The sequence below is a fragment of the Arcobacter sp. s6 genome (assembly GCF_040884245.1).
GTDB lineage: Bacteria > Campylobacterota > Campylobacteria > Campylobacterales > Arcobacteraceae > Aliarcobacter.
In genome coordinates, this window is record NZ_JBEVTN010000004.1 from 70,248 (window position 1) to 96,711 (window position 26,464).

Genomic DNA, 26,464 nt, shown 5'->3' on the forward strand with positions numbered 1-26,464 from the left:
AAGGATAATTATGGAATCTTTTGATTTCTTTAATACATTACTACCTTCTAGTAGAACTCAACTTCTTGAAGCATCAACTTTTATAAAAATTCCTGCTGGAACAACTTTATACTCTCAAGGAGATGTTTGTGCAGATATTCTTTTTCTAACAAAAGGACGAGTTCGAGTTGCAAGACAACATGAAAATGGTCAGAGCGTATTGCTTTATTACTTCTCTCAAGGAGAACAGTGCAATGTTAATTTTACAAGTTCATATAACTCTGCACCTGCAGTGGGAACGGCTATTGCTGAAACGGATTTGGAAGGTTTTGATTTACCAGTTGAATTGATTGCCAAACTTTTTATTGAAGATAAAGAGTTTCAAAGATATGTATTTGATCAATATGTTAATCGCTTAGAATCAATGGCTTCATTAGTTGAAGAGATACGATTTTTGAGTTTAGATACTAGATTGCTTCATTGGTTACAATCTCAAGATACAAAAGAAATTCTTCTTTCCCATGAACAAATAGGTGATATAATTGGAACTTCAAGGGAAGTTGTAAGTCGAATATTAAAAAGTTTTGAAAAGAACAATATTGTTAAACTATCTCGAAAAAAAATAGAACTTTTATAAAATAAAGAGTTCTATTTTTCAATAAGTTTTATTTACAATTTTTTCTTATTCTATCTAGAGAAAATCTGTTTAATTCAATTAAATATGAAAGAATAAAAAAGAATATTGCATATATCATTTGAGAAGACATTACATTCCAGTTTTCTTGTAAACCTGAACCAAATACTAGAGCTGTTATTAATAATGCACCTAAAAGTAAAGCCCTACTTGTAAATAATCCTAAGATTAATAAAACACCAATAATCAACTCAACAAATGGAATCACATAAGATGAAAGGCTTACCAAAAACTCTGGCAAGATAGTATTAGAAAACTGTCCTATCATCCATGTATTAAACTTCTCAAGATCTAAAAGTCTTGCGACTCCATGGGTGAACATATTTACACCCATGGTTAATCTTAATATAAAATAAGCTAATTCTATTGTTTTTTGTTTTGATTCATTCATAAATTTTTCCTTATCCTAAAATAATGATGATTGATAATAAATAATATAAACTCCTGCAACAATAAGAAAAACTGCGCTTATTTTTTGCATATGAGGTAATATAGAATTTATTTTTCTACTTATAAAATCTTTTGCAAAAATTGAACTCATAATTGTAATTAGCATTAATAAACTAATACCTACAAAATAAGCCACAATATAACTTACACCTAAAGCAGTATTTGGCTCACTAAAAGCCTGAGTTGCTACTACTAAAAATAGTGGAAATAAACATCCTAAAGCACCAATAGCATAAGCAATTCCAAAGAAAAATGCTTCTTTAATTTCGTTTTCATGCTTTTTTTGATTCATATGAATATTTACACTAAAATCTTTTCCAAGTAACATTAATATAGCAACTACTATAAGTATAGCTCCTAATGAAATTGCTACGTATTTCATGTAACTTTTTATTAGTTCAGCTGCTAAGACAATAAAACCACTTGCAATTGCATATATAACTAAAATGCCCAATATTGAGAAAAATGCTAATTTCAAACCTCTTAATAAAAGAGGAATTTTACTTTGATTTGATACATTATTTCTAGAGATAAAAGAGACGATATAAGCAGGAAGAAGTGCGACTGCACAAGGGGCAAAAAATGCAAATACCCCTTGAAGAAACGAAAAATATATAAAACTATTCATTACTTAGTGCGTCATCTAACAACTTTGTATAATCTTCTAATGTAAGATGCCCTCTTTCTTTATATGTAATTTCACCTTTTGAATTAACCATAACCGTAGTAGCTTGAGCTGTTACACCAAAATCAACCATAATTTTTGGATTACCAGCAACTGATGGATAAACTAAATCATGCTTTTTAGCTAATTTACTTAAGACTTCAGCCGTATCAGTTGGATCAATACTAATAGATACAAAATTTACTCTGTCTTTATACGTTTTATACACACTATTGATTGATGGCCAGTTTTTAGCACAAGTTGGACACCAAGAAGCTGTAAAATATACTAATGTTGGTTTTTTTGTTGCTAAATATCCATCTAAACTTACTTTTTCACCTGTAATTGTTGTTGCTTCAAATTGTGGAGCCATAGTAGGTGCTGCAAAAAGAGAACCTATAAATAACGCTAAACCTAATATAATTTTTTTCATAATATTCCTTTAATTTTTTTAAGATACAAGTATTATATGTAATAATAAAATAATTGTATGTGACAAATGTTACTTTCGACTTTTAATTATTTAATTAGTCAAATATTTTTTTATAAACATGACAATATGGAGTTTTACCTGTTCTTACATAATAATCTTGATGAAATGTTTCTGCTGCATAAAAAGGACTACTTGGTTTTAAAGTTGTAGCAACGTTGTAGCCTTTTGTTTTAAGAATTTCAATTAATTTTTGAGTTGTTCTCTTCTCTTCATCATTTTCGTAAAATACTACAGAAAGATATTGACTTCCAATATCTGGACCTTGACCATTTTTTTGCGTTGAGTCATGTATTTCAAAAAATAGTTTTGCAAGACTTTCATATGATATTTCAGAAGGATTATAAACAACTTCCACAGTTTCAACATGACCTGTATCGCCTTTTATAACCGCTTTATAAGAAGGATTCGGTACATGACCACCCATAAATCCACTAACTACATCTTTAACACCTTTTTGCTTTTCAAACAAATGCTCGACTCCCCAAAAACAACCACCTGCAAAGTGAGCTTTTTTAGTATTTGTATAATCAATATTTTTAGTTATTGGTTCGGATATATCTTTACTAAAAGCGGTTGTCATAAAAGCTAATACTCCAAAAGCAATCATTAGTATATATTTATTCATGTTATTCCTTTTTTATTTTTGTTTAATTCTACTTGTATTTTATGTAGTGATTGTTTATTTCTTAAAAATAAAAAAATATAAGATGGAAGTTTTAATAAAGATGATTTTAAATGATATTATTTTGATAATTTTTATTCAATATTAAATTTATATCCAAGCCCATAAACATTTAATATAATATCTTGATGAGTTTTTAGTCTGAATCTTTTTATTACCATTTTTAATTTATTTTCATTATAGTCAAAATCATCATAAAGTTGGAGATACATATCTTCATAACTTACTACATTTTTACCTTTTAGACAAAAATTATTTAATAATGAGATTTCCATTTTTGTGAGTTGTATATTTATACCATTATGAGATAATAATTCTTCTTCTTGATTCCAAATAAAGTCACCAACTAATTTTATAGTTTTATTATTATACTCTTTATCTTTTACTTTAGAAATAGCTTCTAATAGAGTTTCTTTGAACTCTTTTCTTTGAATTGGTTTTAATAAATATTTAGTTAAACCTAAAGTAGTTGCTTCAAGTAAAGTTTCTTTATCTTCCCTTGCTGAAAGAATTATAATAATTGTTTTACGATCAAATTCTCGTATCTTTTTAGCAAGGCTTATTCCATCAATCGAAGGTAAATTAATATCTAATAAAATAATATCAGGTTTTATTACTTGATAAAGTTCAAAAGCTATTTTTCCGTCAGATGCTTCATAAATATCATCAAACAATGTATTTAAATAGTCTCGAAAGCTATTTCTGATTATGTCATCATCTTCAACAAATAATAATTTCATATTATCCTCTTATACAAAATTTAACACCATTTTTGGTATTTCTAACTTTTATTTCTTTATTCATACTTTCTTCTATGATCATTTTTGCTATATATAAGCCAAGACCTTCATTTTTTTTATTGATTTTTGTTGTAAAATATGGATCAAAAATTTGACTTAAATTTTCATCAGAAATATTATTTCCACTATTTTCAATAGAAATAAAAGATAATCCAGACTCCTTACCAATTTCACAAATTATTTCTTTTTTATGAATATTATCATTTGTAAAGGAATCTAAAGCATTATCAAATATTATTAATAACACTTGTTTAAACTCTTCTTCAAATCCCTTTATAGCAATATTTTTATTATCACAATTTATATATACAAATATCTTTTTTTTTTCAAATTGATCTTTATACATATTAAGAACTTCTTCTAAAATATTATATAAATTTATAAATTTGATCTCCTTATGCGGATGAAAATACTTACTAAAAGTTCTTATAGTTTTGGCCATATAATCGGTTTCATGCTCTATGGAATCCAAGTATTTATCTAATTTCTTACTTTTTTCTAAATTTGTATCTATAGCTAAAAGAATTGAATTTATTCTCATTAATGGTTGTTTCCATTGATGAGTTATACTAGATAACATTTTTCCCATTGATGCAAATTTTGATTGTTGAAGTAAATTTATTTCTGCATTTTTACTTATAATAATTAATTCATTTTTCTCTTTTTCTATAATGCTTAATTTTAATCCAATAATCAATGACATTAACATAGCTTCAATAATTAAAATAAATTGGACAAAAACATTAAGTATATTTAAATCTATAAAAAATGCTTATTGTCACTACCACAAGTACTACTAATGCAAGACAACTAATTGAAGTTGCGATATAAAATATCTGTTCAGAATAATAAGAATATAAATATGTATGTATACTATTTAATAAAAAAACAATGATTAACAAAAAATTCAAAGAAATATTAAATCTAGACTTTTTTTCTAGTTCTAAAATACTTTTCACAAAAAAAACCAATGTAACTAAAAATATAAATTCACTATATTGAATAAAAATCTTATTTAAAAAAGTTTGATTTGGATAAATATATTTAAACGTATATCCTAACTCAACAATATTTAGAATTAAAATAGAAAAAATATATATCAAATAGTATTTATATGATTTAACTTTTATAAAGAAATAAATAATGAGATTATAAAAGAATACGAATAATAATAAAGATATTATTATTCCCGTAATAAAATTAAAGAAAAAATCACGTTTATTAAAAATTTCTTCAGAATATAAGGTAATTGACGCTAAATTAGGTTGTAAATTATTTGAACTTTCTATATAAATAGTATAAATCTCATCTTTTTCAATATCAATTGGAAACATAAATTTATTTGAATCAATTGGCCTACTTTGGAAATTTCTACTTAGACCCGTTTTAAACTCACTAATAAGTTTATTTTCTTTTGTAATATATACATTTAATACTTCAACTGTTGTTGATCCATATTCTAAAAATATTTTATCAGAAATACTTTTCCTTAAATCAAATTTTACCCATCTGAAAATTGTTGAATATCTAAAATTAATAATTTCTTCTGTTGTAATTTCCCAATTCTCACTTTTTATTGCTTGCTCTAGAGATAAAGATTTTTCAGGAATTAATATTTTAGAATTAGGAATAGCATTAATAATTTTATTATCTTCAATTTTTAATATTGAAGCATTAATATAAATAAATAAGAATAAAAATAAAAATATTTTTTTCAAACTAAGTATTATCCTTACATAATTCCAATAAAGGAACAGGTTTAGCAAATAAATACCCTTGGAAATATTTGCATCCCATAGATTTTAATTTCTCAAATTGTTCTTTAGTTTCAACACCCTCTGCAATTAGTTCTAAATTGAATTTTTCAGCAATAGAAATCATAGTTTCAACAATAATATAATCATTTGAATCTCTTGTTAAATCTTCAATAAACGATTTATCAATTTTAAGTTCGTCGATTGATAACTTCTTTAAATATGCAAGAGATGAGTATCCTGTACCAAAATCATCTATTGATAAACTTATACCTAAATTATTTAGCTCATTAATTTTATTAATTGCTTCTTGCGTATTTTTAATTAAAAGATTTTCAGTTAATTCCAATCTTAATTTTGAAGGATTAATATTATATTTCTGAATTAATGATTTTATTGTATCAATAAAATTCTTTTCTTCAAATTGTTTACTGCTTATATTAATAGAAACACGCCAATATTTTCTGACTTCATCATTTTCCCATTGCTTAATTTGACTAATTGTAGTTTCTAAAATCCATTTTCCCAAAGAAATAATAAGTCCAGTTTCTTCAGCAAGTGATATAAATTTATCTGGACGAATAACTCCTTTTTTCCCATCAATCCATCTAACTAATGCTTCAACTCCTATAATAGTTTCACTATTATTTTCTGAAAAAATTTGAAGTTGATAATACATAGCCATACTATTATTTTCAATAGCCTCTCTTAAAAGCTTAATTAAATCAGCTTTTTCTTCAATAATTAGTTGTAATTTAGGATCAAAATATGTAAAAGTATCTCGTCCTTTATCCTTAGAACTATACATTGCAATATCAGAAAATCTTAATAATTCATTTATTTCATATTCATCTTTGAATAAAACAATTCCTATACTTGCAGAGAGTCTAAAATCAAAGTCAGATATTAGATATGGCTCTCTAATTTCACTTAAAATCTTATTAGCAATGATATTTACATGATGAATTGATATTAATTCATTTTCATGATTTAATTCAAGAGCAACTAAGAACTCATCTCCACTTAAGCGTGATACAATATCTGTATCTCTTAATACCTTTTTAATTCTGTTCGCAGTTTCAACAAGAACCATATCTCCAATTATATGCCCTTTTGTATCATTAATTATTTTAAAATGATCTAAATCAACAAATAATAATGCACCATAACAATTATTTCTATTAATTCTTTTAACCATACTTGAAAAAAGTTCTTTAAATAACAATCTATTTGGAATTTTTGTTAATCCATCATAATGGGCTAATTGTAAAATTTCTTTCTCTTTTCTTTTAGCCTCTGTGTTATCTATAACTGCTGATATTCTGATTTTTTTTCCAAAAAGATTTAAGTTTCTACCTCTTAGAATTGATGGGAAAGTTGAACCATCTTTTCTAATCATTTCAGCTTCATAATGCTCTTGATCATCATTTTCAATTACTCTTTTTACTAAAGCTAAGGAGGATGGAGAGATAAAGTCAAATGCAGATTTTCCAATCATTTCTTCTTTTGTATAACCTAAAAAATTTGAAGCAACTTGATTTGATTGAATACATCTTTTATCTTCATCATATGCAATAATTCCTTCTAATGTTGAATCAATAATCAATTCAAATGTTTTTATAAAATTATCTTTTTCTTCAATTATTTTTTTTTCTAACCTTTTTTGTTCAGTTATATCTATACCAAATTGAACATTAACTTTTCTTTCATCTTTCCATTTTGCAACACGACTAGTAAAGGCATAATAATTATTGTTTATTGAATTTTCATTTTCCCATTTATAAGTATTTCCAAAAGAAAGATTTAATGAAGAAACTGTTTGTTGATTTAAAGGGCAAAAAAAGCAAGGTTTATTTATATTTTTTTGTAAAACTTTATAACAAGTTTTATTCACAATATTGCCAAACTCTTCTATACATCTTTTATTTGCAAAAAGTATTTCATGTGTTTCTAAATCAATTACATAAATTAATGCTCCACTATTTTCAACTATCGTTTCCATTTCATCAAACATTAGAAATTTTCCCATTCATCTTTAGTTAAATTTTCATTTTTTGTTTCAACTTTTTTTACATTTGTAGATTTTGAAACAGCTTGTGATTTACTTGAATTTAATTTTTTAGATTTAACTTCATTTTTTCCTATAAACTCTTTTTCATTTGCATCATTTACAATTAATTTTGCAATTTGATCTGTAATTGATGCTACATCATGTGTTTGTGCAGCAACGGCAGCATTTTTTTGAGTTTGTTGATCAAGACTATTTACAGCATCATTTATTTGTTCAATTCCTAAAAGTTGTTCTTTTGAAGCATTTTGAATATCTGAAATTAAATTAGTTGTATGGGAAATATTTTCATTTAGTTTTTTATATCCATCAATCATATCAGCAGATATTTTTTTACCATCATTTGCTTTAGCTGTTGCATTTTCAACTATTGTTTTAATCTCTTTTGCAGCTTCTGCACTTCTTGAAGCTAGGTTTCTAACTTCAGCTGCAACAACTGCAAATCCACGTCCTGCTTCACCAGCTGTTGCTGCTTCTACAGCTGCATTTAAAGATAAGATATTTGTTTGAAATGCAATTTGATCAATTACAGTAATTGCTTCATTTATCATATTAACTTGTATATTAATTTCATCCATTGCAATTGTAGTTTCATTTGCTAATTTTTCACCATTTGTTGCTGAAGCTGTTACTTCTGTTGAAAGTGCTGCCATTTTTGAAATATTTTCAGTATTAAATCTAATATTACTTGTAATTTCTTCAATTGCAGCAGCTGTTTCTTCAAGATTGGCAGCTGCTTCATTTGAACTTATATTTAATTTATCAACATTTGCTAATAAAATATCTGAGCTCTCATCAAGAGTTAAACCATTTGATTTATTATCAATTAACATTTGAGTAATTGAACTTTGTAGAGTATTAATTCCAAGAACTAATCTTTCAAATACTCCACCTTTTTCATCTGATGGTTTCAAATGAAGATTTTTTGTATAATTTAGTTTTGTGTAATCTTCTAGTACTATATCAACTTCTTCAAATCTTTCTTTTGTACTTTGAATCATTTTGTTTACATTATTTTTAAATTCTTCTAAAGAAGCATTAGTAGTTGATTTTTCAATAAGCTGAGAATACCAACCATTATTTACCCTTGACATCACAACTTTAGCATCTTCAATTAAAGCTGCATCCTGATTTAAAGTTTTTTCGATTTGTTTAATATTTTCATTTACAAATGAAGCCATTTCTCCAAATTCATCTTTAGTAGTATCTTCTAATAATATCGAATTAGATGTTTTTTTATTTAAATAATCAAAGAACGATAAAAGTCCGTTTTTAAAATCATTTAAAGATTTTGTAATCATATTAGAAATCAGTAATGAAATTAAAACAAAGAAAATTATTGAAAGAATAGCTAAAATTATTAAACTAGTATTTAATAAATTATTAGATTCTTCTTTTAGTTTAGTTGCACTATTTCCAATTTCTAAGATTTTAGTTTCAAGTAATTCTCCCTCCTTAACCATTTTAGAAATTATAGTTTTAAACTCAGGTGATTCTACTTTTTCCTTAATAAGTATTGATGAAAGTAAATCAAAACTAGTAATATAACTTTTTGAAGAAGCAAGAATTTCATCACATAAAATTCTATTATTTTCTAGTGTTAAAATATTTTTGAGTGCTAAAACATCCGTATCTAATTTTTCAAAATTAGTTACTACTTTTTGAGCATTTTCATTAGTAGGTGTTCTCAAAAATTGGTAAACAGAAATTCTTCCTTTTAAAAGTTGTTCTACAAATTCATTGGTTTGAAAGGCAACATTCGTTCTTACCTCTTTTTGATTATCAAAATAAGAGTACACAAACCCTGATATAGCAGTTATTATTATAAACATAAGAGGGAATAATAATAATTTACTTTTTGTTTTCAAGTTTTTAAACATCTTTTTCCTTTTTCTAACATTTTTAATCTGTACTTGTTTTAAAAATATTATAATTAGAAATAGTGTCAAAATAATCACAATAATAAGATTTTTTTTATATTAAAATAACTATTGTTTTATTTATTTTTAGTTTGTTATCTTTTAAAATTTATTTTAAAAAAATGAAGCTAATTCAGTTTTATATGAAGAATTTACATAATAATTTATTAAAACACCTTCTCTTTTAGCAATCAAGATATCTGCATCTTTTAATTTTCTTAAGTGTTGTGATACGGGTGATTGATTCATTTGTAGTATTTCACTAATATCACATACACAAAGCTTCTCGTATTTTAAAAGAAGATAGATAATCTTTAGTCTAACTTCACTGCCTAATAAGGAGAATAGTTTTTCTTTTTTAAAAAATTCTTCATTTTCTAAAATTAATTGTTCTTTTTCATAAGCAATGATATCCTTATTATTATCTACTTTTAAACAAATATTTTCGTTTCCCAATTTTATTCCTTTACTCTAAAAATGATATCTTTTTTTATATCATTACTAAACTTAGGCTTTAATGTCAAATCAATATTTTTATTTGAACAAGAACTTTCTTTTTTACTAAATGTATCTTTGATTAGATGATAAAATATTAAAACCATCATTAACACAGATGCCATAATATTAAAAATATTAATATGTTCATGATCTGTAATAATTGTCAATAATGTAAGCTCTTTAAAAAAAGTATCATAAATAAATCCAAATAATAATGCTAAAACAGCAATAATACTTGAATAGATAATCAAAGAAGTTTTTCCTAACATTTTATAAACTACACTCATGGTAATAGCACTTGTAGCAGGTCCTGCTGTCAAAAAGATAAATACTGCTCCAGGAGACATTCCTTGTAACATAAATGCAGCAGCAAGTGGAAGTGAAGCAGTTGCGCAAGTATATAAAGGCATTGAAAATAAAATAATTACAATATAAGTTAAAAATTGATTTTCAAATAAAACCTGTGTATATTCTTTTGGCATAAATGTTACAAATAATGAACCCAAAACAAGACCAATTAAAAGTGCTTTTGCCATACTATTAAACAATACAACATATCCATAAGTAAAGACATTTGTAAATGAGAATTTCTTTTTAACACTTTTATTAGCTTCACAACTTGAAGAAGAACAACAAGAAGTTTTAAAAGTTGTTTCAAAAGATTCATTTTTTATATTATCATTCTTTTGTACAAAATTTTGAATAAGACCAACAGTAATAGCAATAATAATAGATGAAATAATTCTAAAAATAACAAAAATAAAACCAAATAATGAGTATGTAGCAAGTATAGAATCAACACCTGTAATTGGAGTTGATATTAAAAAGCTTTGAATAGCACCTTTGCTTGCTCCTTCTTTTTTTAACCCCTGAGCTAATGGTATAACAGAACAGCAACAAACAGGTAATGGTATTCCAAATAATGTTGCTTTGATAACTGAAGCTGTAGAATTTTTCCCTAGGTGAGAACTTACAAAATTTTCTGGTATTACTTGTTTTAAAATACCTGCTATGAATAAACCTATGATTATGTAAATCGACATTGCATTTAATAAAATTATAAAATTGTCTAAAAAACTTGATACTAATTCCATAGTAACTCCTTTATATATTAGAATATTCTAATATATAAATATTTAAAGAATTATAAAATCAAAATAATAACCTTGAATATTTTTATACCATTAAAGAAAATCATGTAGTTCAGTCTTATAAATAGTGCTAAGATTTAAAAATTCTGAATACATATTAATTATTTTATAACTCATAGTTTTAAATTTAATCTAAATTAAAAAGAAGTAGATTAACTAGATAATTTTTTTGACTATAAAACTTCCAACTCAAAAGGCTCAATATGAGCATTATATTGTTTAAAGTTATTTAAAAAATATGAATAATGTTCACTTTCATAATGTTTATTTAAAGCTTCTTCATTTTCCCATGAATCAATAACTATAAATTCTACTAGATTAGTTTTTGTTTGAAAAACCTCATACATTAAACAACCCTGCTCTTTTTTTGTATCTTCAATAGTATTTTTAAGAAGAGCTTTTAATTCTTCAATACAATTTCTTTTTGCTAAAAAGATTATTTGCCTTGTTATTGCCATTATTATTACCTTTATTTCTATTTATTTTTATAAAAAATAGACACTATTAAAACTTATTAAGAGATCTCCATGTTCCTGCATTGTGAACATTTTCATATCCATTTGAAAGAAAAGTACGCTTTGCAATTGCACTTCTGCTTCCACTTGCGCAACAAACTATTATAGGTTTAGTTTTATCTAATTCGTTTATTCTGCTATTAAGTGCATTTAATGGAATATTGATACTTCCTTTTTTATTAGCTCTCGCAAATTCTTCTACAGTTCTAACATCAACAATTTGTCCACCTTGCTTAAGCAAAGCTGGAACAAGTTTTAATACTTGGTATTGAGTATATTTTTTATAAGCTATATAAGCTGCTAGTCCAATAAACGCATAAATTATATTATCATTCAAAAATTATCCTTATTTAATTATTTCGTAACTTACAGCATATTATATGAATTTTAACTTAACAGTAAAAGAAAATTTAGATTCATTTTTATTTCATTTATTTAGAATTTGAGATTAGCAATTAAGTGCATCATTAAAATTAGCTAGAGCAACAACATCGCTTGCATTCATACTATCTATATGAATATCACCAATTCTAACTCTTACAAGTCTTAAGGTGGCAAAACCAACAGCAGCTGTCATTTTTCTTATCTGACGATTTTTACCTTCACAAATTGTAATAGAAATCCAGCTAGTAGGTCCATGTCTTGAATCACGAATTTTAAAACCACGAGCGGGAAGTTTAGGCTCTTTTTCAAGCACCAATGCCTTACAAGGAAGTGTAAGATAATTAGTCCCATTAATACTAATTTCAACACCATTTTGCAGCTTTGATATGGCTTCTTGCGTAATTTCTCCATCAACTTGAACATAGTATTCTTTTTCTATATCTTTATCTCTTATTTTATAACTCATCATACCATCAGTTGTAAGTAACAATAATCCTTCAGAATCATGATCTAATCGCCCTATTGCCATAGTTTTATCAGGAAAGTTAAATAACTCACCCAATAATTTTTTTTTCTTTCTAGGTTCAGGTACAAACTGACTTAAAAAACCATATGGTTTAAATATTTTGAAGTGTTGGTGAGTTTGAACTGGTTCGTGGAGTTCTGTTAAACTGTTTTGATTAGTGTTTGGCATTAAATATGACCTTGAATGTTTTGAATATTGAGTTTTGTTGTTCTAATTTTAATTTTATAAAATTGATTATGACCTTTTTCTATTTTTAATTAATTATTGAAAACTTATTATATATAAGATAGGCTGAATTATATAAAATTTATTTATTGAAAACTTTCATTAATTCTTATAGTCTATCAAATGCTTTTTTATAAACTTCCATATCGTGACGTTTACCAATAACAATGGTATAAATACTTAGTATATCATCTTGTATTTCGTAAACTATTCTAACTTTCTTTTTTGATACATATACTTTTCTAAAACCACTAAGATCCATATTGTTTTTATTACCAAGAGGAAGTCCTAATTGAGGTGATTCTTATATTTGTTTCAGCTTCTTAAATACTTGAATTCTAATAGAATGGTCAAGTTCTTTTAAATCATCTTCAATTTTAGGATGTAATTTTAATTCATACATAATTTATATTCTGATAATTCAAATTCTTCTATGCCTGTGCTTAGGTATTCATCATAAAGTTTATCTTCTGGTATATGCAAAATTTTTTTCTCATGTTTTTGATAATACAAAAATAGATAATAAAACATATCCAATAAAACCTGAAAATGTGGATTATGATTGTCCTTATTGTAAGTAAGTAACTATACAATACCAAAATTTACACACTCATCGCTGAAGATGAGTGTGAGAAAAAAATACTAAATTAATTTTTTATTAAAAAACTCAATAGTACGACTCCAAGCAAGTTGCGCATTTGCTTTATCATATCGAGCGGTAGAGTCGTTGTGAAAGCCATGATTAGCATCTTTATACATGTACATTGTATATTCTACATTATTTGCTTTTAAGTCCTGTTCATATTGGGGCCATGAATCATTAACACGTTTATCTAATTCACCCAGATGAATCATAAGCGGTGCTTTGATATTTTTACGTAAATTTTCACTTGCAGGAGTACCATAAAACGGAACACCAGCACTAAGAAGGTTTGAATCAACTGCAGCTAAATAATTTACAATATAACCACCAAAACAAAAACCAACAGCACCTAATTTACCATTACTATGAGAGTGGGATTTTAAAAAATGAGCTGCTGCTACAAAATCATTTTGGATTTTATCTTTATCCATAGATTTTTGCATTTCACGCCCTTCATCATCATTACCTGGATAACCACCTAAAGGAAATAATACATCAGGAGCAAAGGCAATAAAGCCAGCTTTTGCAAGTCGTCTTGCAACATCTTGAATATAAGGATTTAATCCACGATTTTCATGTATAACTAATACAATAGGAAGCTTAGCGTCTAAATTTTTAGGAACTACAAGATAACCTCTTCCTTTACCATGCCCATCAGGTGAATCAAATTCTTCATATGTTGCTTTTATCGCTTCATCATTAAAAGACACTTGCTCTGCTAAGAGATAATTAGGTAATAAAGCTGAAGTTAATACACTCATAGAAAAACCAAGAGCAGTTAACCCGCCAAGCTTTTTCATAAAAGTACGTCTATCAATTAAACCATGTGCATATTCATCATACCAATCGAATGCTTCTTGAGGTATGTGATCTGATTGTTGAGTATTCATATTTAATCCTTTTTTCTTTTTTTTGTTATGAGTTGTTATCATTTTTTGTCAATTAATCTTTGAAATAATATATCTTCTAAATTTCTTCGTGAATCAACTACTAACAAAACATAAACTTTTGTATTATCAATTTTAAAAATCACTCTGTGTCTTTCAAGAATAATTTCTCTATATTTTAAAATACCAATTTGTTGTAATTCAGGTACAACTCTTTTTCTTTGGGGAAAATAGTGTAAATTAGCACACTCATTTTTGATTTCAAAAAATATCTTTTTTGCTATATTTACACTATCTATTTTGATATATTCGATGATTGATTCCAAATCAAATATAGCATTTTTTGTCCAGATAACTTCAAATTGCTTCATTTGAGATTATCCAAATAATTTTTGTTCAAGATTTTCAAACATTTTGTCTTGCTCTATAACTTCATTATTCTCAATATCATTCTCACTTTGAACAATTAATTTTAATAAATTCAAAGAATTTTGTAAATTTTCATATGTTTTAATATCTTGAATAACAGCTTTCGCTTCACCATTTTGTGTGATGATTATCGTTCTTTGATTTTCATTTACACTATTTATTACATCAGCTGTTTTTGCTTTTAGGTAACTAATTGGTTTTATATCTTGACTTAAATGCATAAAATTTACCTTTTTTATTAAGATAATAAATTGTACTAAATTTAGATTTAATTTGGTATTAAAGAGGCAAAATCAAAAGTGGGAAAGGAGGGAAAGGGGACAGGAAAATTTTTTATTAATTTAAAGTTGCTTGTTTCCTTTATTTCTTTATATTTCTTTATTTTTTTTTAATTACTTTTGTCTATAACTTTTAAACATTGAGTTTTAAACTTAGGAAGACCAAATCTAATTATCCATTCAATAATAGATAAGTTTACACCTTCATAATCATGTGCAATATATGTTCTCACATCATAAAGACCTTTTAAATCATCTTTATCAAATTCATTTAAAATTTCATCAGCATGGGATTGTTTTAATTTATTAAATTGTTCAGCTATAGCTGTTAGATGCATAAGTATTGCAGGTCTTGAAGTAACTAGGTCTTCTAAAGCAGCAGAAATAGTTCCATTATTTTTTACAATTTCTTCTATATATTCTATTTTCTCAATAATAAATATATTTTAGAAATAGATTCTTTAGACATAAATAGCTCTATCAATAATAAATTTTTTTGCAGTTTTTCCCATGCCTGAACTATCTGCTAAATCCACAGGTATCCCAAATATAGTACTAATTTCTTCTTTTATTTCATTTATTCTACTAATGGCTTTAAAACCATATGTTGAAGCAAAATCAGGTGTTGATTCAACTAGAATATCAATATCACTAGTATTTGTAGCTTCATCTCTCGAATATGAACCAAATAAGCCTTGTATAATGAAACCCTCTTTACTATAAAGAGGTTTTAGTTCTTTTAGTTTTAAAATTATTTCATTTTTTTGAATCACGATTTTACCTTTATATTTTATATCAATACTATATCCAAAGTTTCGTTTATCATTGTTTATAAATATCATTAATTCATTAAACGAAAATATTTCTAAATATCTCTAAATCTCACTTTATTTATAACTATGATAAAAAGTATACTTAATTTGTCTATTTCTTTCTTCTTTGATATTTATATTTATAAATATTTTCTCTTTTTATTTTATAGAGTGGCGATTCATGACCTGACCCCTTGTTTTTCTACTATTTTTTTCATACTTTATATTTTCCTTTTTAATAAATTATAGTTTTTAAATGTAAAATTATTTTTTATTTAATTTTATATATGCATCACATCCTTGTTGTAATTGATTATCACAAGCTTTTCCAAATAATTCTTTTGCTTTTTTAATATCTTGTTTTATACCTTCTCCTTTAAAATAACTAATACCTAAGTTAAAACAACTCATTGCCAAGCCCCCATCACAACTTTTTCCAAATAATTCATTAGCTTTAAAATAGTCTTGTTTTACTCCTTGTCCATCATAATAATTATTTCCAAGATTATAACAACCTTCTAGAATTTTTGCATCACAAGCTTTTGTATATAATTCATTAGCTTTAAATCGATCTTGCTTTATTCCTTTTCCATTAAAATACATAATTCCAAGGTTTAAACAACCTTGCATAAATCCACCATCACAAGATTTTGTATAAAATTCTTTTGCTTTTAAATAATCTTGTTGTGCTTCAAATAATTGTGCAATAATTCCACAACTATTTGAATTGCCATCTTCACAAGCTTTTCTAAATAATTCTTTTGCTTTTGGGGAATCACCTTTTTTATATGTTTCAATACCTAATTCATAATCTCCACCAAACAAATTTAATCCACAAAAAATACTAAAAATCAACCCTACTACTATTTTTCTCATACTTTATATTTCCCTTTTTAAGTGCTCATACTTTTATTTTATTATTTTATCCTAACAATTATTAATTATTTGACTATCTAATTTTTAAAAGCAATAGAAAAAAAACTCTATAAATTTACTAATTTATCTTTCAAAACCATAAAAAAACGAAGTACATAAAATCTTTTCCTTAAAATAAATTCTATATAAAAATTAATTTTTATATACAAATATTTATAAATAAGGATTAAAAAATGGATAGTAAACTAACACTTGATAGAGTTGAAGATAGTTGTAAAAGCAACAACAAAACAATAATTTATATTAAAAAAGATTTTTAAAAAAATTTTTAGAAAAAGATACATTAAAACAAATCTTATTACATTCATCAAATGTAATATTTGATAGTTCAAATCAAGATTTTTTAAAAAAGCAAAGAATTTTGGCTTTAATAAATTTAGTAAAGAGTATTAGAGAAAATATTGAAAATAAAAATGATAAGTATTCATTAAATCTAATTATTAGAAATCTTGAAGCCTATAAGGAAAATCAAAAACTAAATGAAAATTATGTTTTAAATGAAGATATAGAAATTGTTATAGCTACACTTATAATATTAGCATTTAATAAAATCTTAAAATCGTTATATATTAAGTAATAGAGTATATACAAATGACTTTACTAATTATAGATTTATTACAAAATTGATGAAACTAACATCAAAATGAAAAGGGGTCAGGTCATGAATTGCCACTTTTAAATTTCCTTAATAACTTTTGATATTGTAAATTCCAGTGACAATTTATAACTATAAGAATTTAATTAAGGTTACGACTGCCTTAAAATTTCGACTATTTTATAAATATCTTTCAATATCCAATGCTTCATGAAATACACCTAAAATATCAATTGTATTTTCATCTTTAATTAAATATGCAATTCTATAATGACCATAAAGTAATATTCTTATCTCTTTATCTTAGCTATTTTCGTATTCATAACCAATTCGTGGAAATGATTGAAGTATTTGTACCTTTTGATATATTTCTGTTACAACTTTTTTGGCAATAGTACTTTTATCTAAGGCTATATAATCATATATATTTTTAAGCCAATTTTCTGCTTCATCTGTCCAATGGATATCTACCATTGTTTAATTCTATTTTTCATCTCTTGATTTGAAATAGTTTTATTTTCAGATGAGTCTTTTAATCCTCTTTGAATCATTCTATCAAAAGCTAACTCTTTTAATATTTCATCATAAGATGTGTCTTCTGGTAAGGAATCAATCACTTTTTTTGCTTCTTGTTTTGGTGCTGTCATAATAAACTCCAATATTTAAAATATAAATTATTTTAGCAAAATGATGTATATTTTATCTTTAAAAAATATCACTCACCAGAATTCAATTCACCCTTCATCATATGCTTCTTAGTCCTACTAGTAGCCACCGCCTCAAAAGGGTTTAAAGGCCAATAATGTTTTTTATACTTTGGAAACAACTCTTTTCTTACCTCATCGTATGAGTTTTCCCAGAAGCTTTTTAAATCACTTGTTATTTGTATTGGTCTTAAAGCTGGGCTTAGAAGATGTATTTGTAAGGCTATGGTATTGTTTAGTATTTTTGGAGTAACACTCAGTCCAAACATCTCTTGTATTTTTACTGCTAAGATAGGATTTTTTTGGTTTGAATAATCAATATTTATATTTGAGCCACTTGGGACTTTTATACTAGTTGGAGCCAAAGTATCTAAAAGCTGTTGTTTATCCCAAGGGATTATTCCTAGTAAGATAGTGTACATATCTAAGGCTTCTAGTTCTTTTACTGTTGTTATATTTTGAAGATATGGTTCAAGCCAAAAATCTACTGTTTCTACTAAGGCTTCATTTGTGAATAGTGGAAATTCATTATTCATATTTTCATTTATAAAGTTCACCCTATTTTGTAGCTCTATAGCTTTTTTACTCCAAGTTAGTAGTTCTAAGCCCTCTTTTTTTATCAAGTCTAAAAGAAGTTTTGAAAAGTCATGTTTAGCATCAAAGAATATTGCTCTTGAGTATAACTCTAATTCATAGAAATAGTAGTGTTCTTTTATATCAAATTTTTTATTCTCTTTATTGTAAGTGATTGATTCTTTCTTTTTTATATATGATTCAAACTCTTTTTCTATTGTTTGCAAAGATATCTTTAGGGCTTGGTTTATATATGAGTCTTTTGTTTGTGCATTTAGATTTGCTATTACTAAAAACTCTTCATTAAATAAGCTATCTTCTATATTTAGAACTGCGCCTTTACCGTTGCTTAGTTTATATTTATTGTCATTTTTTCCTCTTTGTTTTGCAAGTCTGTCTGGATATGCTAAAAGAAGTAAAATGCTCAAACTCTCTTCATCTATCTTTCTTGTATTTTTATTTATAGTTTCAATGCTTTTTAATTTGCTATAAAAAAACTCTGCTTGTTTTAAAACAGCTCTTGCGTTGTGGGAACTTATATATGCACTATTGAAATCTTTTTCATACAAGTGTAAAAACCTTGAATATATATCGCAGTTAAAACTCATATTTTTAAATATATCTTTTTCACTCAACATTGCACTTAAAAGAGAAGCTTCATATGCAAAGCCTAAGTCATTAGCCTTTAATATCATAAAAGCAAATCGTGGATGAACACCAAGATTTAAGGCTTTTTTACCAAAGTTTGTTATTTGATTATCTTCATTTAGCATTTGAAGTTCTTGAAGTATTAGTTTCGTACTATTTTGTACAGCTTCAATAGGATAATCCAAAAACTTAAACTCTTTTATATCTTCATAACCCCATAAAGATAAATCTAAAAAAAATGAACTCAAATCAGTTCTTAGAATTTCTGCTTTACTTGACTTTTCTAATATCTTACTTTTATGCCAAAGTTTATAGCACTTTCCATTGCTTAACCTTCCTGCTCGCCCTGCTCTTTGTATTGCTGAATCATTTGAAATAAATGATAGTTCTAAGTGATTCATACCATTTGAGTAGTTGTAAAGTGATACTTTTTCTAAACCTGAATCAATCACAACTTTTACACCTTCGATTGTCAAAGATGTTTGTGCGATATTTGTAGAGAGGATTATCTTTCTTTTATTTGATTTACTTATTGCTTTATCTTGTTTTTCTTTACTTAGAGTTGAGTATAAAGGAAGTACTTCTATGTCTGCACCTGATAATCTCTCTTCTAGTAAAGCTTGCAGTTTTTGTATCTCTCTTGAGCCTGCTAAAAAAACTAATATATCACCCTCATCCTCTTTTATAGCTTTTTCTGTAGTATTTAAAAGAAGTGTATTTATACTTTTACTATCTGGCTGTTTTATATTTGTTTCAAGATATATATTTTCAACATCATATATTTTTCCTTTTGAAATAATAACTGGCACTTCACCTAAAAGGTTTATTAGTTCACCTGAATCAAGAGTTGCAGACATAATCAATAGTTTTAAATCAGCTCTTAAAAGTTCTTGCACTTGAACACAAAGAGCAAGGGATAAATCAGTATGAATACTTCGTTCATGAAACTCATCAAAAATCACCATTGCCACATCTTCCAAAGCTTGGTCACTTTGCAGTTTTCTCACTAGTATTGCTTCTGTTACAACAAGTAGTTTTGTATTCTTTGAGTAACAGCTATCCATTTTTACTTGATAACCTACACTTTGCCCTACTTCTTCTCCAAGAAGTTTTGCCATTTGAACAGCCACCATACGAGCAGCTACTCTTCTTGGTTCTAGCATTATGATGATTTTATTTTCAAGCCAAGTTTCATTTAGTAAAGAAATAGGAACAACAGTGCTTTTTCCTGCACCTGGAGGTGCTTCAAGGATAAGTGTTGATTCATTGTTAAGAGTTGTTTTAATATGGCCTAAGACATCATTTATAGGTAGTTTTTTCATATGGACTATTATACTTCAAAGATAAAATATTTCCAAGTTTTTTGAAACTATTATTGGTTAACTTTTTTTTACCATTTCAATTAACTTTTAATAATATTTTAATACAATATATCAATGTCTCAGGTTGAGATGCCATCATATTATTAGATGGACCAAAATCAATCATAATTTTGGAAATTCTTTTGCACACACTAAATCACTCCATATCAATCCAAATAGGTAATATACCTCCTTCAAAAGAGCTTTTTTTAAAGCTAGAGAATGCTTTTTTAATCGCATCATATGGTGAAATCATTGAAATAGTATCTTTGAAATCTAACATTGAAATAGAACTTCGAGGTTGGGCAAGACTAAGAGGACATCTTTATTTAGGTAGAGAAAGTCTAAAAGAGCAATACTCATATAAAATCCAAAAAATCTCTCAAGATAATTTTTCTCAAAAAGCATCTTGGAATAAAAAAATGAAAGGGATTGAAACTTCAAATCCAAAATTAAAAGATTTGGAACTTTCAAATGAAATACTTTCAAAAGCACCCGATTCAAATGGTCTTATGACAAGAGGTATAATAGCTCAAGAAGGAAGTACTGTTTATGGTTTTGAACTTTCCCATAAAGAACAAGTTTGGTCACAATCTGTTGCATCTTTATATGAAGAAGGGAAAAATGCCCAATGGAATGCCACAAGTGATATAGCGTGGAATGAAATACCAACTTTTGATCCAATAATGGAAAAAGCTATTTGTCAAATCATGACATATTTAGTAGAAAACGAGTTTTCAGCACTTTATATTCCTGGAAAATTTATCAGTAAAATCAATCCTTACTATATGGAAGTACCACTTTTTTTATCATCTTTGATGAATGATGAAGCAAGACATATAGAAGTTTTTACAAAAAGAGCAAATGCAAATGGTGGTGGATTTCAATACTCTAGTGAAGTAACACAGCGTTCTTTATTTTCACTATTCAAAGAAGATGATTATCTAAAAAGTTCTTTTTTACTTCATGTTATGGGCGAAGGCACTTTTATAGATTTATTAAGTTTTCTAGAAAAACATATACCTGACGAAACTACAAAAAAAATCATACGACTTTCAAAAAGAGATGAGATAAGACATGTTACTTATGGAATGCAACATGTAAAATCAGCAATTGAACAAAATCCAAATAGAATAAATGCTATAAAAAATAGTGCCTATAAAAGAAAAGAGTTTATGGATGAAGTTAGTTCAGAATCATCTATGCTTTTAGAATCACTTGCAATATTAGCAGGAGGAAGTGATTCTGCAATTGATTATAAAAGAGGATTTGATTTAGTTGAAGAGTTAAAAGCAACAATGAATGAAAATAGAATTAAAAGATTAATACAAATAGGTATGGATGAAGATTTAGCCCATGATATTTCTAAAGTTCATACACCAAATTTTATGTAAGGAAAACAATGGAAAATATATATAATAAAATGATAGATTTTGCAAAACAAAATATTGCACCTTATACAGACAAGGTTGATGAAGATGCAAAATTTCCGATTGATAGTTTTGAAGCTATTAAAAAAGAAAAAATTACAGGATTAGTTGTACCAAAAGAGTATGGAGGAATGGGTCTAGGTCTTGAAGAACATACTCAAACTGTTCTTGCTTTTGCTTCATCTTGCGCAACAACAGGACTTTGTTATATGATGCATAATGTTGCAACTATGTGTATTGTTGCCTTTGGTAGTGATGAAATGAAAAATGATTACTTACCTAAGATTGCAAATGGTGAATTACTTTTAGCTTTAGCATTTAGTGAAACAGGAACAGGAACACACTTTTATAATCCAGAAATAAGTGTTACAAAAAAAGATAATAGTTTATTGATGAATGGTAGAAAAAGTTTTGTTACTTCTGCACTTTATGCTGATTTTTATTTGGTACTAACAGGTAGTTTTGATGCAGAAGGTTTAGATAATTGGATTATCAAAAAAGACTTAAGCGGAGTAAGTTTTGAAGAAACAGCTTGGAATGGATTAGGTATGAGAGGAAATGCTTCTATGCCTATGTTATTTAACAATGTTAGTGTAGATGTAGAAAATAGAGTTGGTCCTGCTGGAAGTGGAGCACAACAAGTGTTTACAGTTGTTGCACCATTTTTTGTAATAGGTTTAAGTGCTGTTTATACAGGTGTTGCATTAAATGCTTGTAATACTATTATTGAATACTCTCAAGCAAGAAAATATAGTGATGAATCAGCATTGTGTACTATTCCAACAGTTCAAAATCATATAGCTGATATTTTCACAAATGCAACAAGTGCAAAACACTTTACTCTTGCAGCTGCAAAAAGTGGAGCTTGCGGTGATGCAGATGCACTAGCTCAAATTATAGCAGCAAGATTGAATGCTTCTAATATGGCTGTTGAAGTTTGTAGTAAAGCTATGAAAATTGGTGGTGGTACAGCCTATGCTAAACGAATTATTATTGAAAGATTACTAAGAGATGCTTATGCAGCACAAGTTATGGCACCAAGTACTGATGTATTATCAATATGGCTTGGAAAAGCACTTACAAATCAACCAATACCTTAAGGAGAAGATTATGCAAAAACCAATAATGCTAGGAGCTGTAGCTTATGATCCAAAAGTTATTCCTATTTGGGATATTATAAGAGACAATTTTAATGAAAATGGCCTAAGACTTGATTATATTTTGTTTTCAAATTATGAAGCACAAGTAGAATATTTATTATCAGGGAAAATTGATGTAGCATGGAATACAAATGTTGCATGGGTAAGATCTTATGAACTAAGTGGTGGAAAAACAAAAGCTTTAGTTATGAGAGATACAGATATAGATTTTCAATCTGTGTTTATCACAAAAGCAAATAGTGGTATCAAAACTATTCAAGATTTAAATGGAAGAAAATTTGCCCTTGGAAGTGCTGATTCTGCACAAGCGGCAATCTTACCTTTAAAATATATTGAAGATGCATTAGGGAAAAGTCATAATGTAAACATTATAAGATTTGACTCAGATTTAGGAAAACATGGAGATACAGGAAGAAGTGAATTTGATATTCTTGATGCACTTTTAAGTAATGAAATAGATGCAGGTTCTATTGGGATATCTTCTTGGATTAGAATGTTAGAAGAAGGAATGTTTCCAAGTGGAGAAGTTGAATCATTTTATGTAAGCGAAGGTTATTGTCATTGTAACTTTACAGTATTAGATAGCTTAGATGAAAATATACAAAAGCAATTTACAAATAGATTACTTTCACAAGATCCAAATGACCCTATCATTAAAAAAATGATGCAAATGGAAGGATTAAATAAGTGGGTTAAAACAGGCTCTAAAGAATTAGAAGGATATGAACTTTTAACTCAAGCAATGAAAGAACAAGATTTAATGAAAAATAATTGGTAGATTTTATATATTATTTACAATAAAAAATATCAAAATATCTCTTAATACTTTGTATATTTTTTCAATTATTTGAAAAAAATACAAAGATAGAGATAAGTTTTATTTCTAATAATTTATTAATTCTTAAAAAATTTATTTCCCACTCTACTTTTAAAAAATTTGATAATTTTTCTTGCACTCTCTTTTGAGCCATACAATGAACTATCTAGTGTCATATGATAGTTTGTAGCATCTTTCCAATCTTTTTTTGCAAAGTGTCTGCTATAATTTGCTCTTTGCTCATCTGATTGTGCTAAATCTGCGTTTGTAATAGGTCTTTCTAGCTCATAGTGATTATTTAAAATTTCTTTTCTGTATTCTTTATTTGCATGGATAAAGATATTTATACAATTAGGATGATCTTTTAAAATAAAATTGGCACACCGTCCTACTATAACGCAAGATTCATCTTTACAAATATCTCTTATGATTTTACTTTGGATTAAAAAAAGTGTATCTTTTGGTGGTATTTCATTATTTACATAAGAAAAGTTTTGTTCATATAAATCGTACATTAACAAGTTTGCAAGTTTTTGTTCATTTTCCTTTATATACTCAGCTGTATAACCTGTTTCTTGTGCAGTTAAATCAACCAATTCTTTATCATAAAATCCTATTCCTAAACTTTTTGCAATATATTCACCAATCTCATGTCCACCACTTCCAAATTCTCTTGAAATAGTGATTACAAAAGTATTGTTATATTTTGGACTCTCAACTGCTTCACTTGATACTTCATTGATATTTTCTTCAAAAAGCCATTTTTCTACATGAGGTATCTTCATAGTAAAATATTTAATAAGAGCCCCAATAGATAAAGCAGCTATAAGACTTCCTTCTCTAATTCCTAATAATTCATGTAAAAAAACAAAAGAGCTAAATACACCTATTATAAGCATCAAAACATCCATAGAAATCTTCATTTTTCCAAACTCTTTTTGAAATTTCTGAGCAATAACAAGCACTAAACCTTCTAAGGGCATGTAAGTTAGTTTTGTTTTGATTAGAAGAAATATCCCAAAAGCTAAAAAAACACAAGCTATTAAGCATAAAATTAACTGCAAAAAATAGTTTGTAGGATTTAGACCATCAAACATCCACATAGTAATATCAATACAATAACCAAAAACAATAATTGCAGGAAGCTGTACTAACTGCATAATATTGTAATCTTTACGAAGTATAGCTATTTGTATTAATATAAATAAAGTATTTATAATTATTGTAAACTCACCAATAGTAAGAGGAAACCTCAAACTATAAATATAAGGTACACAAGAAATTGGAGATATTCCTATTTGAGCTTTTACGGAGAAAGTAACTCCAAAAGCCATAATAAAAACTCCCACAATAAAAACTAAAATTCTTTTTGCGAAAGGTATATTGAATATATTTTCTAATTGCATATTATTAATGTCCATCTGTAGAATTTAAAAGTGTAGTTAACACTTAATTTGGTGTAAGTATTTAAGTACTTAATATAGTATTTATACTCTTTCTTTAAACCATAAAGGCATAGCTTCTATTACAAATGGATATTTATTTAATAAATGAATTGTAATATCAAGTGCAACGGCTGCATCTTCTGCTGCATATTTGATTTGACTATCGCTTAGAATATCATTTTCCCAGTTTGAAGTACTCATTTTTTTTGATTTTTGTAAATCTTTTTTTAGAAATATTTTTGCTGCTTTTTTTGCACCAATACTATCTTTTGAAGTAAGTTTTGATAATATACTATCAATCTCGATAGTAGCTTTCATTCTAATTTTAAATTGAGAATATAAAGCATGATTATCTCCTGCTAAATTTATTCCAACCTTTGGAATATCTTCACTTTCAAGTAGTTCAAAAAGTGCAGATAAATTATCTATTTTTTTAACTTGAATAATATAACACTCTTTTGTACTAGATAATTGAATTGTAGCTATTCCATGAGATTTTTCATTTTTTTTAAAAGTAGGTTTTTGTTCACTATCAAAGCCTAATAATTTTTCTGATTTTAGTGATTCAATAGCTTTTATTAACTCTTCTGTATTTTGAACAACCTGCACTTTTCTATCATCTAATGAATAAGAAGGATATATTGTTGATTGATCTTGTTTTGATGTATCTAGTAAAGCAAAAAACTCCGTTAATAATGTAAGAGATTCAGGTCCATTTAAAAAAACTTCACTTACAGCTTTATTTAATTGGTCTATTACATCTTCGCCAACATATTTACGTATTAAATTTAATCGACGTGAATTAGATATTATTTCAATATTTTTGATTTAATTTTCCTTACTAATATAAGGCTTTACTCATATTAGCTTGAGATTAGCATTATTTTTAATTTGATTTTATCATCTTTTAAATTTAATTAAAGAGAGATTAAATAAATACTTTA

At 26.6% G+C, this 26,464-nt stretch carries 31 protein-coding genes; 5 read left to right on the forward strand and 26 right to left on the reverse strand.

Annotation, left to right across the window (positions count from 1 at the left end):
- Positions 1–10: 10 nt before the first annotated feature.
- Positions 11–616, forward strand: a complete 606-nt coding sequence (locus ABVS04_RS03255) for a Crp/Fnr family transcriptional regulator (RefSeq protein WP_368029235.1) — start codon at positions 11–13, stop codon at positions 614–616.
- Positions 617–644: 28 nt separating this feature from the next.
- Here the strand turns inward: ABVS04_RS03255 and ABVS04_RS03260 are convergent, their stop codons facing one another.
- The 21 genes from ABVS04_RS03260 to ABVS04_RS03360 all read right to left on the reverse strand — a co-directional run bounded on the left by ABVS04_RS03260 (position 645) and on the right by ABVS04_RS03360 (position 16,727).
- A complete protein-coding gene (locus tag ABVS04_RS03260) occupies positions 645–1,064 on the reverse strand; it encodes a DoxX family protein (RefSeq protein ID WP_368029236.1) in 420 nt (139 codons plus the stop codon).
- 15 nt (positions 1,065–1,079) lie between these two features.
- Positions 1,080–1,751, reverse strand: a complete 672-nt coding sequence (locus ABVS04_RS03265; protein WP_368029237.1) for a cytochrome c biogenesis CcdA family protein — start codon at positions 1,749–1,751, stop codon at positions 1,080–1,082.
- The gene (locus ABVS04_RS03270) at positions 1,744–2,220 is read right to left on the reverse strand and encodes a TlpA family protein disulfide reductase (RefSeq protein WP_368029238.1); all 477 of its coding nucleotides are present in this window, start codon (positions 2,218–2,220) and stop codon (positions 1,744–1,746) included. Before ABVS04_RS03270 ends, ABVS04_RS03265 begins: the two co-directional genes overlap by 8 nt.
- A 94-nt stretch (positions 2,221–2,314) precedes the next feature.
- A complete protein-coding gene (msrA, locus tag ABVS04_RS03275) occupies positions 2,315–2,905 on the reverse strand; it encodes a peptide-methionine (S)-S-oxide reductase MsrA (RefSeq protein ID WP_368029239.1) in 591 nt (196 codons plus the stop codon).
- A 131-nt stretch (positions 2,906–3,036) separates the two neighbouring features.
- Positions 3,037–3,702, reverse strand: a complete 666-nt coding sequence (locus ABVS04_RS03280) for a response regulator transcription factor (RefSeq protein ID WP_368029240.1) — start codon at positions 3,700–3,702, stop codon at positions 3,037–3,039.
- A gap of 1 nt (position 3,703) precedes the next feature.
- Positions 3,704–4,465: a sensor histidine kinase gene (locus ABVS04_RS03285; protein ID WP_368029241.1), complete on the reverse strand. Its 762-nt coding sequence runs from the start codon at positions 4,463–4,465 to the stop codon at positions 3,704–3,706.
- Positions 4,466–4,505: 40 nt separating this feature from the next.
- The gene (locus ABVS04_RS03290) at positions 4,506–5,480 is read right to left on the reverse strand and encodes a 7TM-DISM domain-containing protein (RefSeq protein ID WP_368029242.1); all 975 of its coding nucleotides are present in this window, start codon (positions 5,478–5,480) and stop codon (positions 4,506–4,508) included.
- Between the two features lies 1 nt (position 5,481).
- Positions 5,482–7,530 (reverse strand): EAL domain-containing protein, encoded by a 2,049-nt coding sequence (locus tag ABVS04_RS03295; protein WP_368029243.1) that lies wholly within the window; start codon positions 7,528–7,530, stop codon positions 5,482–5,484.
- On the reverse strand, positions 7,530–9,464 hold the full coding sequence (locus tag ABVS04_RS03300; protein WP_368029244.1) for a methyl-accepting chemotaxis protein: 1,935 nt from the start codon (positions 9,462–9,464) through the stop codon (positions 7,530–7,532). Before ABVS04_RS03300 ends, ABVS04_RS03295 begins: the two co-directional genes overlap by 1 nt.
- Before the next feature lie 153 nt (positions 9,465–9,617).
- Positions 9,618–9,959 carry an ArsR/SmtB family transcription factor gene (locus ABVS04_RS03305; protein ID WP_368029245.1) on the reverse strand — a complete coding sequence of 114 codons (342 nt, stop codon included), beginning with the start codon at positions 9,957–9,959 and terminating at the stop codon, positions 9,618–9,620.
- A gap of 2 nt (positions 9,960–9,961) precedes the next feature.
- Positions 9,962–11,095 (reverse strand): SO_0444 family Cu/Zn efflux transporter, encoded by a 1,134-nt coding sequence (locus tag ABVS04_RS03310; protein ID WP_368029246.1) that lies wholly within the window; start codon positions 11,093–11,095, stop codon positions 9,962–9,964.
- A 230-nt stretch (positions 11,096–11,325) separates the two neighbouring features.
- Positions 11,326–11,610 carry a putative quinol monooxygenase gene (locus tag ABVS04_RS03315; protein ID WP_368029247.1) on the reverse strand — a complete coding sequence of 95 codons (285 nt, stop codon included), beginning with the start codon at positions 11,608–11,610 and terminating at the stop codon, positions 11,326–11,328.
- 46 nt (positions 11,611–11,656) lie between these two features.
- Positions 11,657–12,004 carry a rhodanese-like domain-containing protein gene (locus ABVS04_RS03320; RefSeq protein ID WP_368029248.1) on the reverse strand — a complete coding sequence of 116 codons (348 nt, stop codon included), beginning with the start codon at positions 12,002–12,004 and terminating at the stop codon, positions 11,657–11,659.
- A gap of 111 nt (positions 12,005–12,115) precedes the next feature.
- Positions 12,116–12,745 carry a pseudouridine synthase gene (locus tag ABVS04_RS03325; RefSeq protein ID WP_368029249.1) on the reverse strand — a complete coding sequence of 210 codons (630 nt, stop codon included), beginning with the start codon at positions 12,743–12,745 and terminating at the stop codon, positions 12,116–12,118.
- A gap of 166 nt (positions 12,746–12,911) precedes the next feature.
- The gene (locus ABVS04_RS03330; RefSeq protein WP_368029250.1) at positions 12,912–13,064 is read right to left on the reverse strand and encodes a hypothetical protein; all 153 of its coding nucleotides are present in this window, start codon (positions 13,062–13,064) and stop codon (positions 12,912–12,914) included.
- Between the two features lie 380 nt (positions 13,065–13,444).
- The gene (locus ABVS04_RS03335; RefSeq protein ID WP_368029251.1) at positions 13,445–14,335 is read right to left on the reverse strand and encodes a dienelactone hydrolase family protein; all 891 of its coding nucleotides are present in this window, start codon (positions 14,333–14,335) and stop codon (positions 13,445–13,447) included.
- Between the two features lie 38 nt (positions 14,336–14,373).
- Positions 14,374–14,703, reverse strand: a complete 330-nt coding sequence (locus ABVS04_RS03340; RefSeq protein ID WP_368029252.1) for a type II toxin-antitoxin system RelE/ParE family toxin — start codon at positions 14,701–14,703, stop codon at positions 14,374–14,376.
- 6 nt (positions 14,704–14,709) lie between these two features.
- Positions 14,710–14,982 (reverse strand): type II toxin-antitoxin system Phd/YefM family antitoxin, encoded by a 273-nt coding sequence (locus ABVS04_RS03345; protein WP_368029253.1) that lies wholly within the window; start codon positions 14,980–14,982, stop codon positions 14,710–14,712.
- 167 nt (positions 14,983–15,149) lie between these two features.
- A complete protein-coding gene (locus tag ABVS04_RS03350; RefSeq protein ID WP_368029352.1) occupies positions 15,150–15,482 on the reverse strand; it encodes a DUF86 domain-containing protein in 333 nt (110 codons plus the stop codon).
- An 18-nt stretch (positions 15,483–15,500) separates the two neighbouring features.
- Positions 15,501–15,881 (reverse strand): nucleotidyltransferase family protein, encoded by a 381-nt coding sequence (locus ABVS04_RS03355; RefSeq protein ID WP_368029254.1) that lies wholly within the window; start codon positions 15,879–15,881, stop codon positions 15,501–15,503.
- 234 nt (positions 15,882–16,115) lie between these two features.
- Entirely contained in the window at positions 16,116–16,727 is a 612-nt protein-coding gene (locus tag ABVS04_RS03360; protein WP_368029255.1) for a tetratricopeptide repeat protein, read from the reverse strand.
- 421 nt (positions 16,728–17,148) lie between these two features.
- Between ABVS04_RS03360 and ABVS04_RS03365 the strand changes: the two genes are divergently transcribed.
- On the forward strand, positions 17,149–17,364 hold the full coding sequence (locus ABVS04_RS03365; protein ID WP_368029256.1) for a hypothetical protein: 216 nt from the start codon (positions 17,149–17,151) through the stop codon (positions 17,362–17,364).
- A gap of 321 nt (positions 17,365–17,685) precedes the next feature.
- Here ABVS04_RS03365 and ABVS04_RS03370 read toward each other — a convergent pair whose 3' ends face one another.
- The 3 genes from ABVS04_RS03370 to hrpB form a co-directional block, all read right to left on the reverse strand.
- Entirely contained in the window at positions 17,686–17,856 is a 171-nt protein-coding gene (locus tag ABVS04_RS03370) for a type II toxin-antitoxin system RelE/ParE family toxin (RefSeq protein ID WP_368029257.1), read from the reverse strand.
- Positions 17,850–18,029, reverse strand: coding sequence for a hypothetical protein (locus ABVS04_RS03375; RefSeq protein ID WP_368029258.1), 180 nt, complete (start codon positions 18,027–18,029; stop codon positions 17,850–17,852). Before ABVS04_RS03375 ends, ABVS04_RS03370 begins: the two co-directional genes overlap by 7 nt.
- Before the next feature lie 68 nt (positions 18,030–18,097).
- Positions 18,098–20,629, reverse strand: coding sequence for an ATP-dependent helicase HrpB (gene hrpB, locus ABVS04_RS03380; protein WP_368029259.1), 2,532 nt, complete (start codon positions 20,627–20,629; stop codon positions 18,098–18,100).
- Positions 20,630–20,811: 182 nt separating this feature from the next.
- Between hrpB and ABVS04_RS03385 the strand changes: the two genes are divergently transcribed.
- The 3 genes from ABVS04_RS03385 to ABVS04_RS03395 are packed head-to-tail and all read left to right on the forward strand — an operon-like array spanning position 20,812 to position 24,036.
- Entirely contained in the window at positions 20,812–22,062 is a 1,251-nt protein-coding gene (locus ABVS04_RS03385; RefSeq protein ID WP_368029260.1) for a ferritin-like domain-containing protein, read from the forward strand.
- A gap of 8 nt (positions 22,063–22,070) precedes the next feature.
- Positions 22,071–23,198, forward strand: coding sequence for an acyl-CoA dehydrogenase family protein (locus ABVS04_RS03390; RefSeq protein ID WP_368029261.1), 1,128 nt, complete (start codon positions 22,071–22,073; stop codon positions 23,196–23,198).
- 10 nt (positions 23,199–23,208) lie between these two features.
- Positions 23,209–24,036, forward strand: a complete 828-nt coding sequence (locus tag ABVS04_RS03395) for a phosphate/phosphite/phosphonate ABC transporter substrate-binding protein (RefSeq protein ID WP_368029262.1) — start codon at positions 23,209–23,211, stop codon at positions 24,034–24,036.
- Positions 24,037–24,152: 116 nt separating this feature from the next.
- On the opposite strand, the gene ABVS04_RS03400 is transcribed toward ABVS04_RS03395, so the two are convergent.
- Both ABVS04_RS03400 and ABVS04_RS03405 read right to left on the reverse strand, forming a co-directional pair.
- The gene (locus ABVS04_RS03400; RefSeq protein ID WP_368029263.1) at positions 24,153–25,481 is read right to left on the reverse strand and encodes a DUF6198 family protein; all 1,329 of its coding nucleotides are present in this window, start codon (positions 25,479–25,481) and stop codon (positions 24,153–24,155) included.
- An 81-nt stretch (positions 25,482–25,562) separates the two neighbouring features.
- A complete protein-coding gene (locus ABVS04_RS03405) occupies positions 25,563–26,129 on the reverse strand; it encodes a 3'-5' exonuclease (protein WP_368029264.1) in 567 nt (188 codons plus the stop codon).
- Positions 26,130–26,464 lie beyond the last annotated feature (335 nt).

Coding starts and splice junctions, on each gene's coding strand:
- ABVS04_RS03325 (WP_368029249.1), bottom strand. CDS start 12,745: ATGCCAAACACTAATCAAAACAGTTTAACAGAACTCCACGAACCAGTT.
- ABVS04_RS03310 (WP_368029246.1), bottom strand. CDS start 11,095: ATGGAATTAGTATCAAGTTTTTTAGACAATTTTATAATTTTATTAAAT.
- ABVS04_RS03400 (WP_368029263.1), bottom strand. CDS start 25,481: ATGCAATTAGAAAATATATTCAATATACCTTTCGCAAAAAGAATTTTA.
- ABVS04_RS03295 (WP_368029243.1), bottom strand. CDS start 7,530: ATGTTTGATGAAATGGAAACGATAGTTGAAAATAGTGGAGCATTAATT.
- ABVS04_RS03335 (WP_368029251.1), bottom strand. CDS start 14,335: ATGAATACTCAACAATCAGATCACATACCTCAAGAAGCATTCGATTGG.
- ABVS04_RS03315 (WP_368029247.1), bottom strand. CDS start 11,610: ATGGCAATAACAAGGCAAATAATCTTTTTAGCAAAAAGAAATTGTATT.
- ABVS04_RS03300 (WP_368029244.1), bottom strand. CDS start 9,464: ATGTTTAAAAACTTGAAAACAAAAAGTAAATTATTATTATTCCCTCTT.
- ABVS04_RS03355 (WP_368029254.1), bottom strand. CDS start 15,881: ATGATATTTATAAACAATGATAAACGAAACTTTGGATATAGTATTGAT.
- msrA (WP_368029239.1), bottom strand. CDS start 2,905: ATGAATAAATATATACTAATGATTGCTTTTGGAGTATTAGCTTTTATG.
- ABVS04_RS03340 (WP_368029252.1), bottom strand. CDS start 14,703: ATGAAGCAATTTGAAGTTATCTGGACAAAAAATGCTATATTTGATTTG.
- ABVS04_RS03345 (WP_368029253.1), bottom strand. CDS start 14,982: ATGCATTTAAGTCAAGATATAAAACCAATTAGTTACCTAAAAGCAAAA.
- ABVS04_RS03270 (WP_368029238.1), bottom strand. CDS start 2,220: ATGAAAAAAATTATATTAGGTTTAGCGTTATTTATAGGTTCTCTTTTT.
- ABVS04_RS03360 (WP_368029255.1), bottom strand. CDS start 16,727: ATGAGAAAAATAGTAGTAGGGTTGATTTTTAGTATTTTTTGTGGATTA.
- ABVS04_RS03370 (WP_368029257.1), bottom strand. CDS start 17,856: ATGGTAGATATCCATTGGACAGATGAAGCAGAAAATTGGCTTAAAAAT.
- ABVS04_RS03330 (WP_368029250.1), bottom strand. CDS start 13,064: ATGGATCTTAGTGGTTTTAGAAAAGTATATGTATCAAAAAAGAAAGTT.
- ABVS04_RS03265 (WP_368029237.1), bottom strand. CDS start 1,751: ATGAATAGTTTTATATATTTTTCGTTTCTTCAAGGGGTATTTGCATTT.
- ABVS04_RS03390 (WP_368029261.1), top strand. CDS start 22,071: ATGGAAAATATATATAATAAAATGATAGATTTTGCAAAACAAAATATT.
- ABVS04_RS03260 (WP_368029236.1), bottom strand. CDS start 1,064: ATGAATGAATCAAAACAAAAAACAATAGAATTAGCTTATTTTATATTA.
- ABVS04_RS03280 (WP_368029240.1), bottom strand. CDS start 3,702: ATGAAATTATTATTTGTTGAAGATGATGACATAATCAGAAATAGCTTT.
- ABVS04_RS03255 (WP_368029235.1), top strand. CDS start 11: ATGGAATCTTTTGATTTCTTTAATACATTACTACCTTCTAGTAGAACT.
- ABVS04_RS03395 (WP_368029262.1), top strand. CDS start 23,209: ATGCAAAAACCAATAATGCTAGGAGCTGTAGCTTATGATCCAAAAGTT.
- hrpB (WP_368029259.1), bottom strand. CDS start 20,629: ATGAAAAAACTACCTATAAATGATGTCTTAGGCCATATTAAAACAACT.
- ABVS04_RS03375 (WP_368029258.1), bottom strand. CDS start 18,029: ATGACAGCACCAAAACAAGAAGCAAAAAAAGTGATTGATTCCTTACCA.
- ABVS04_RS03285 (WP_368029241.1), bottom strand. CDS start 4,465: ATGTCATTGATTATTGGATTAAAATTAAGCATTATAGAAAAAGAGAAA.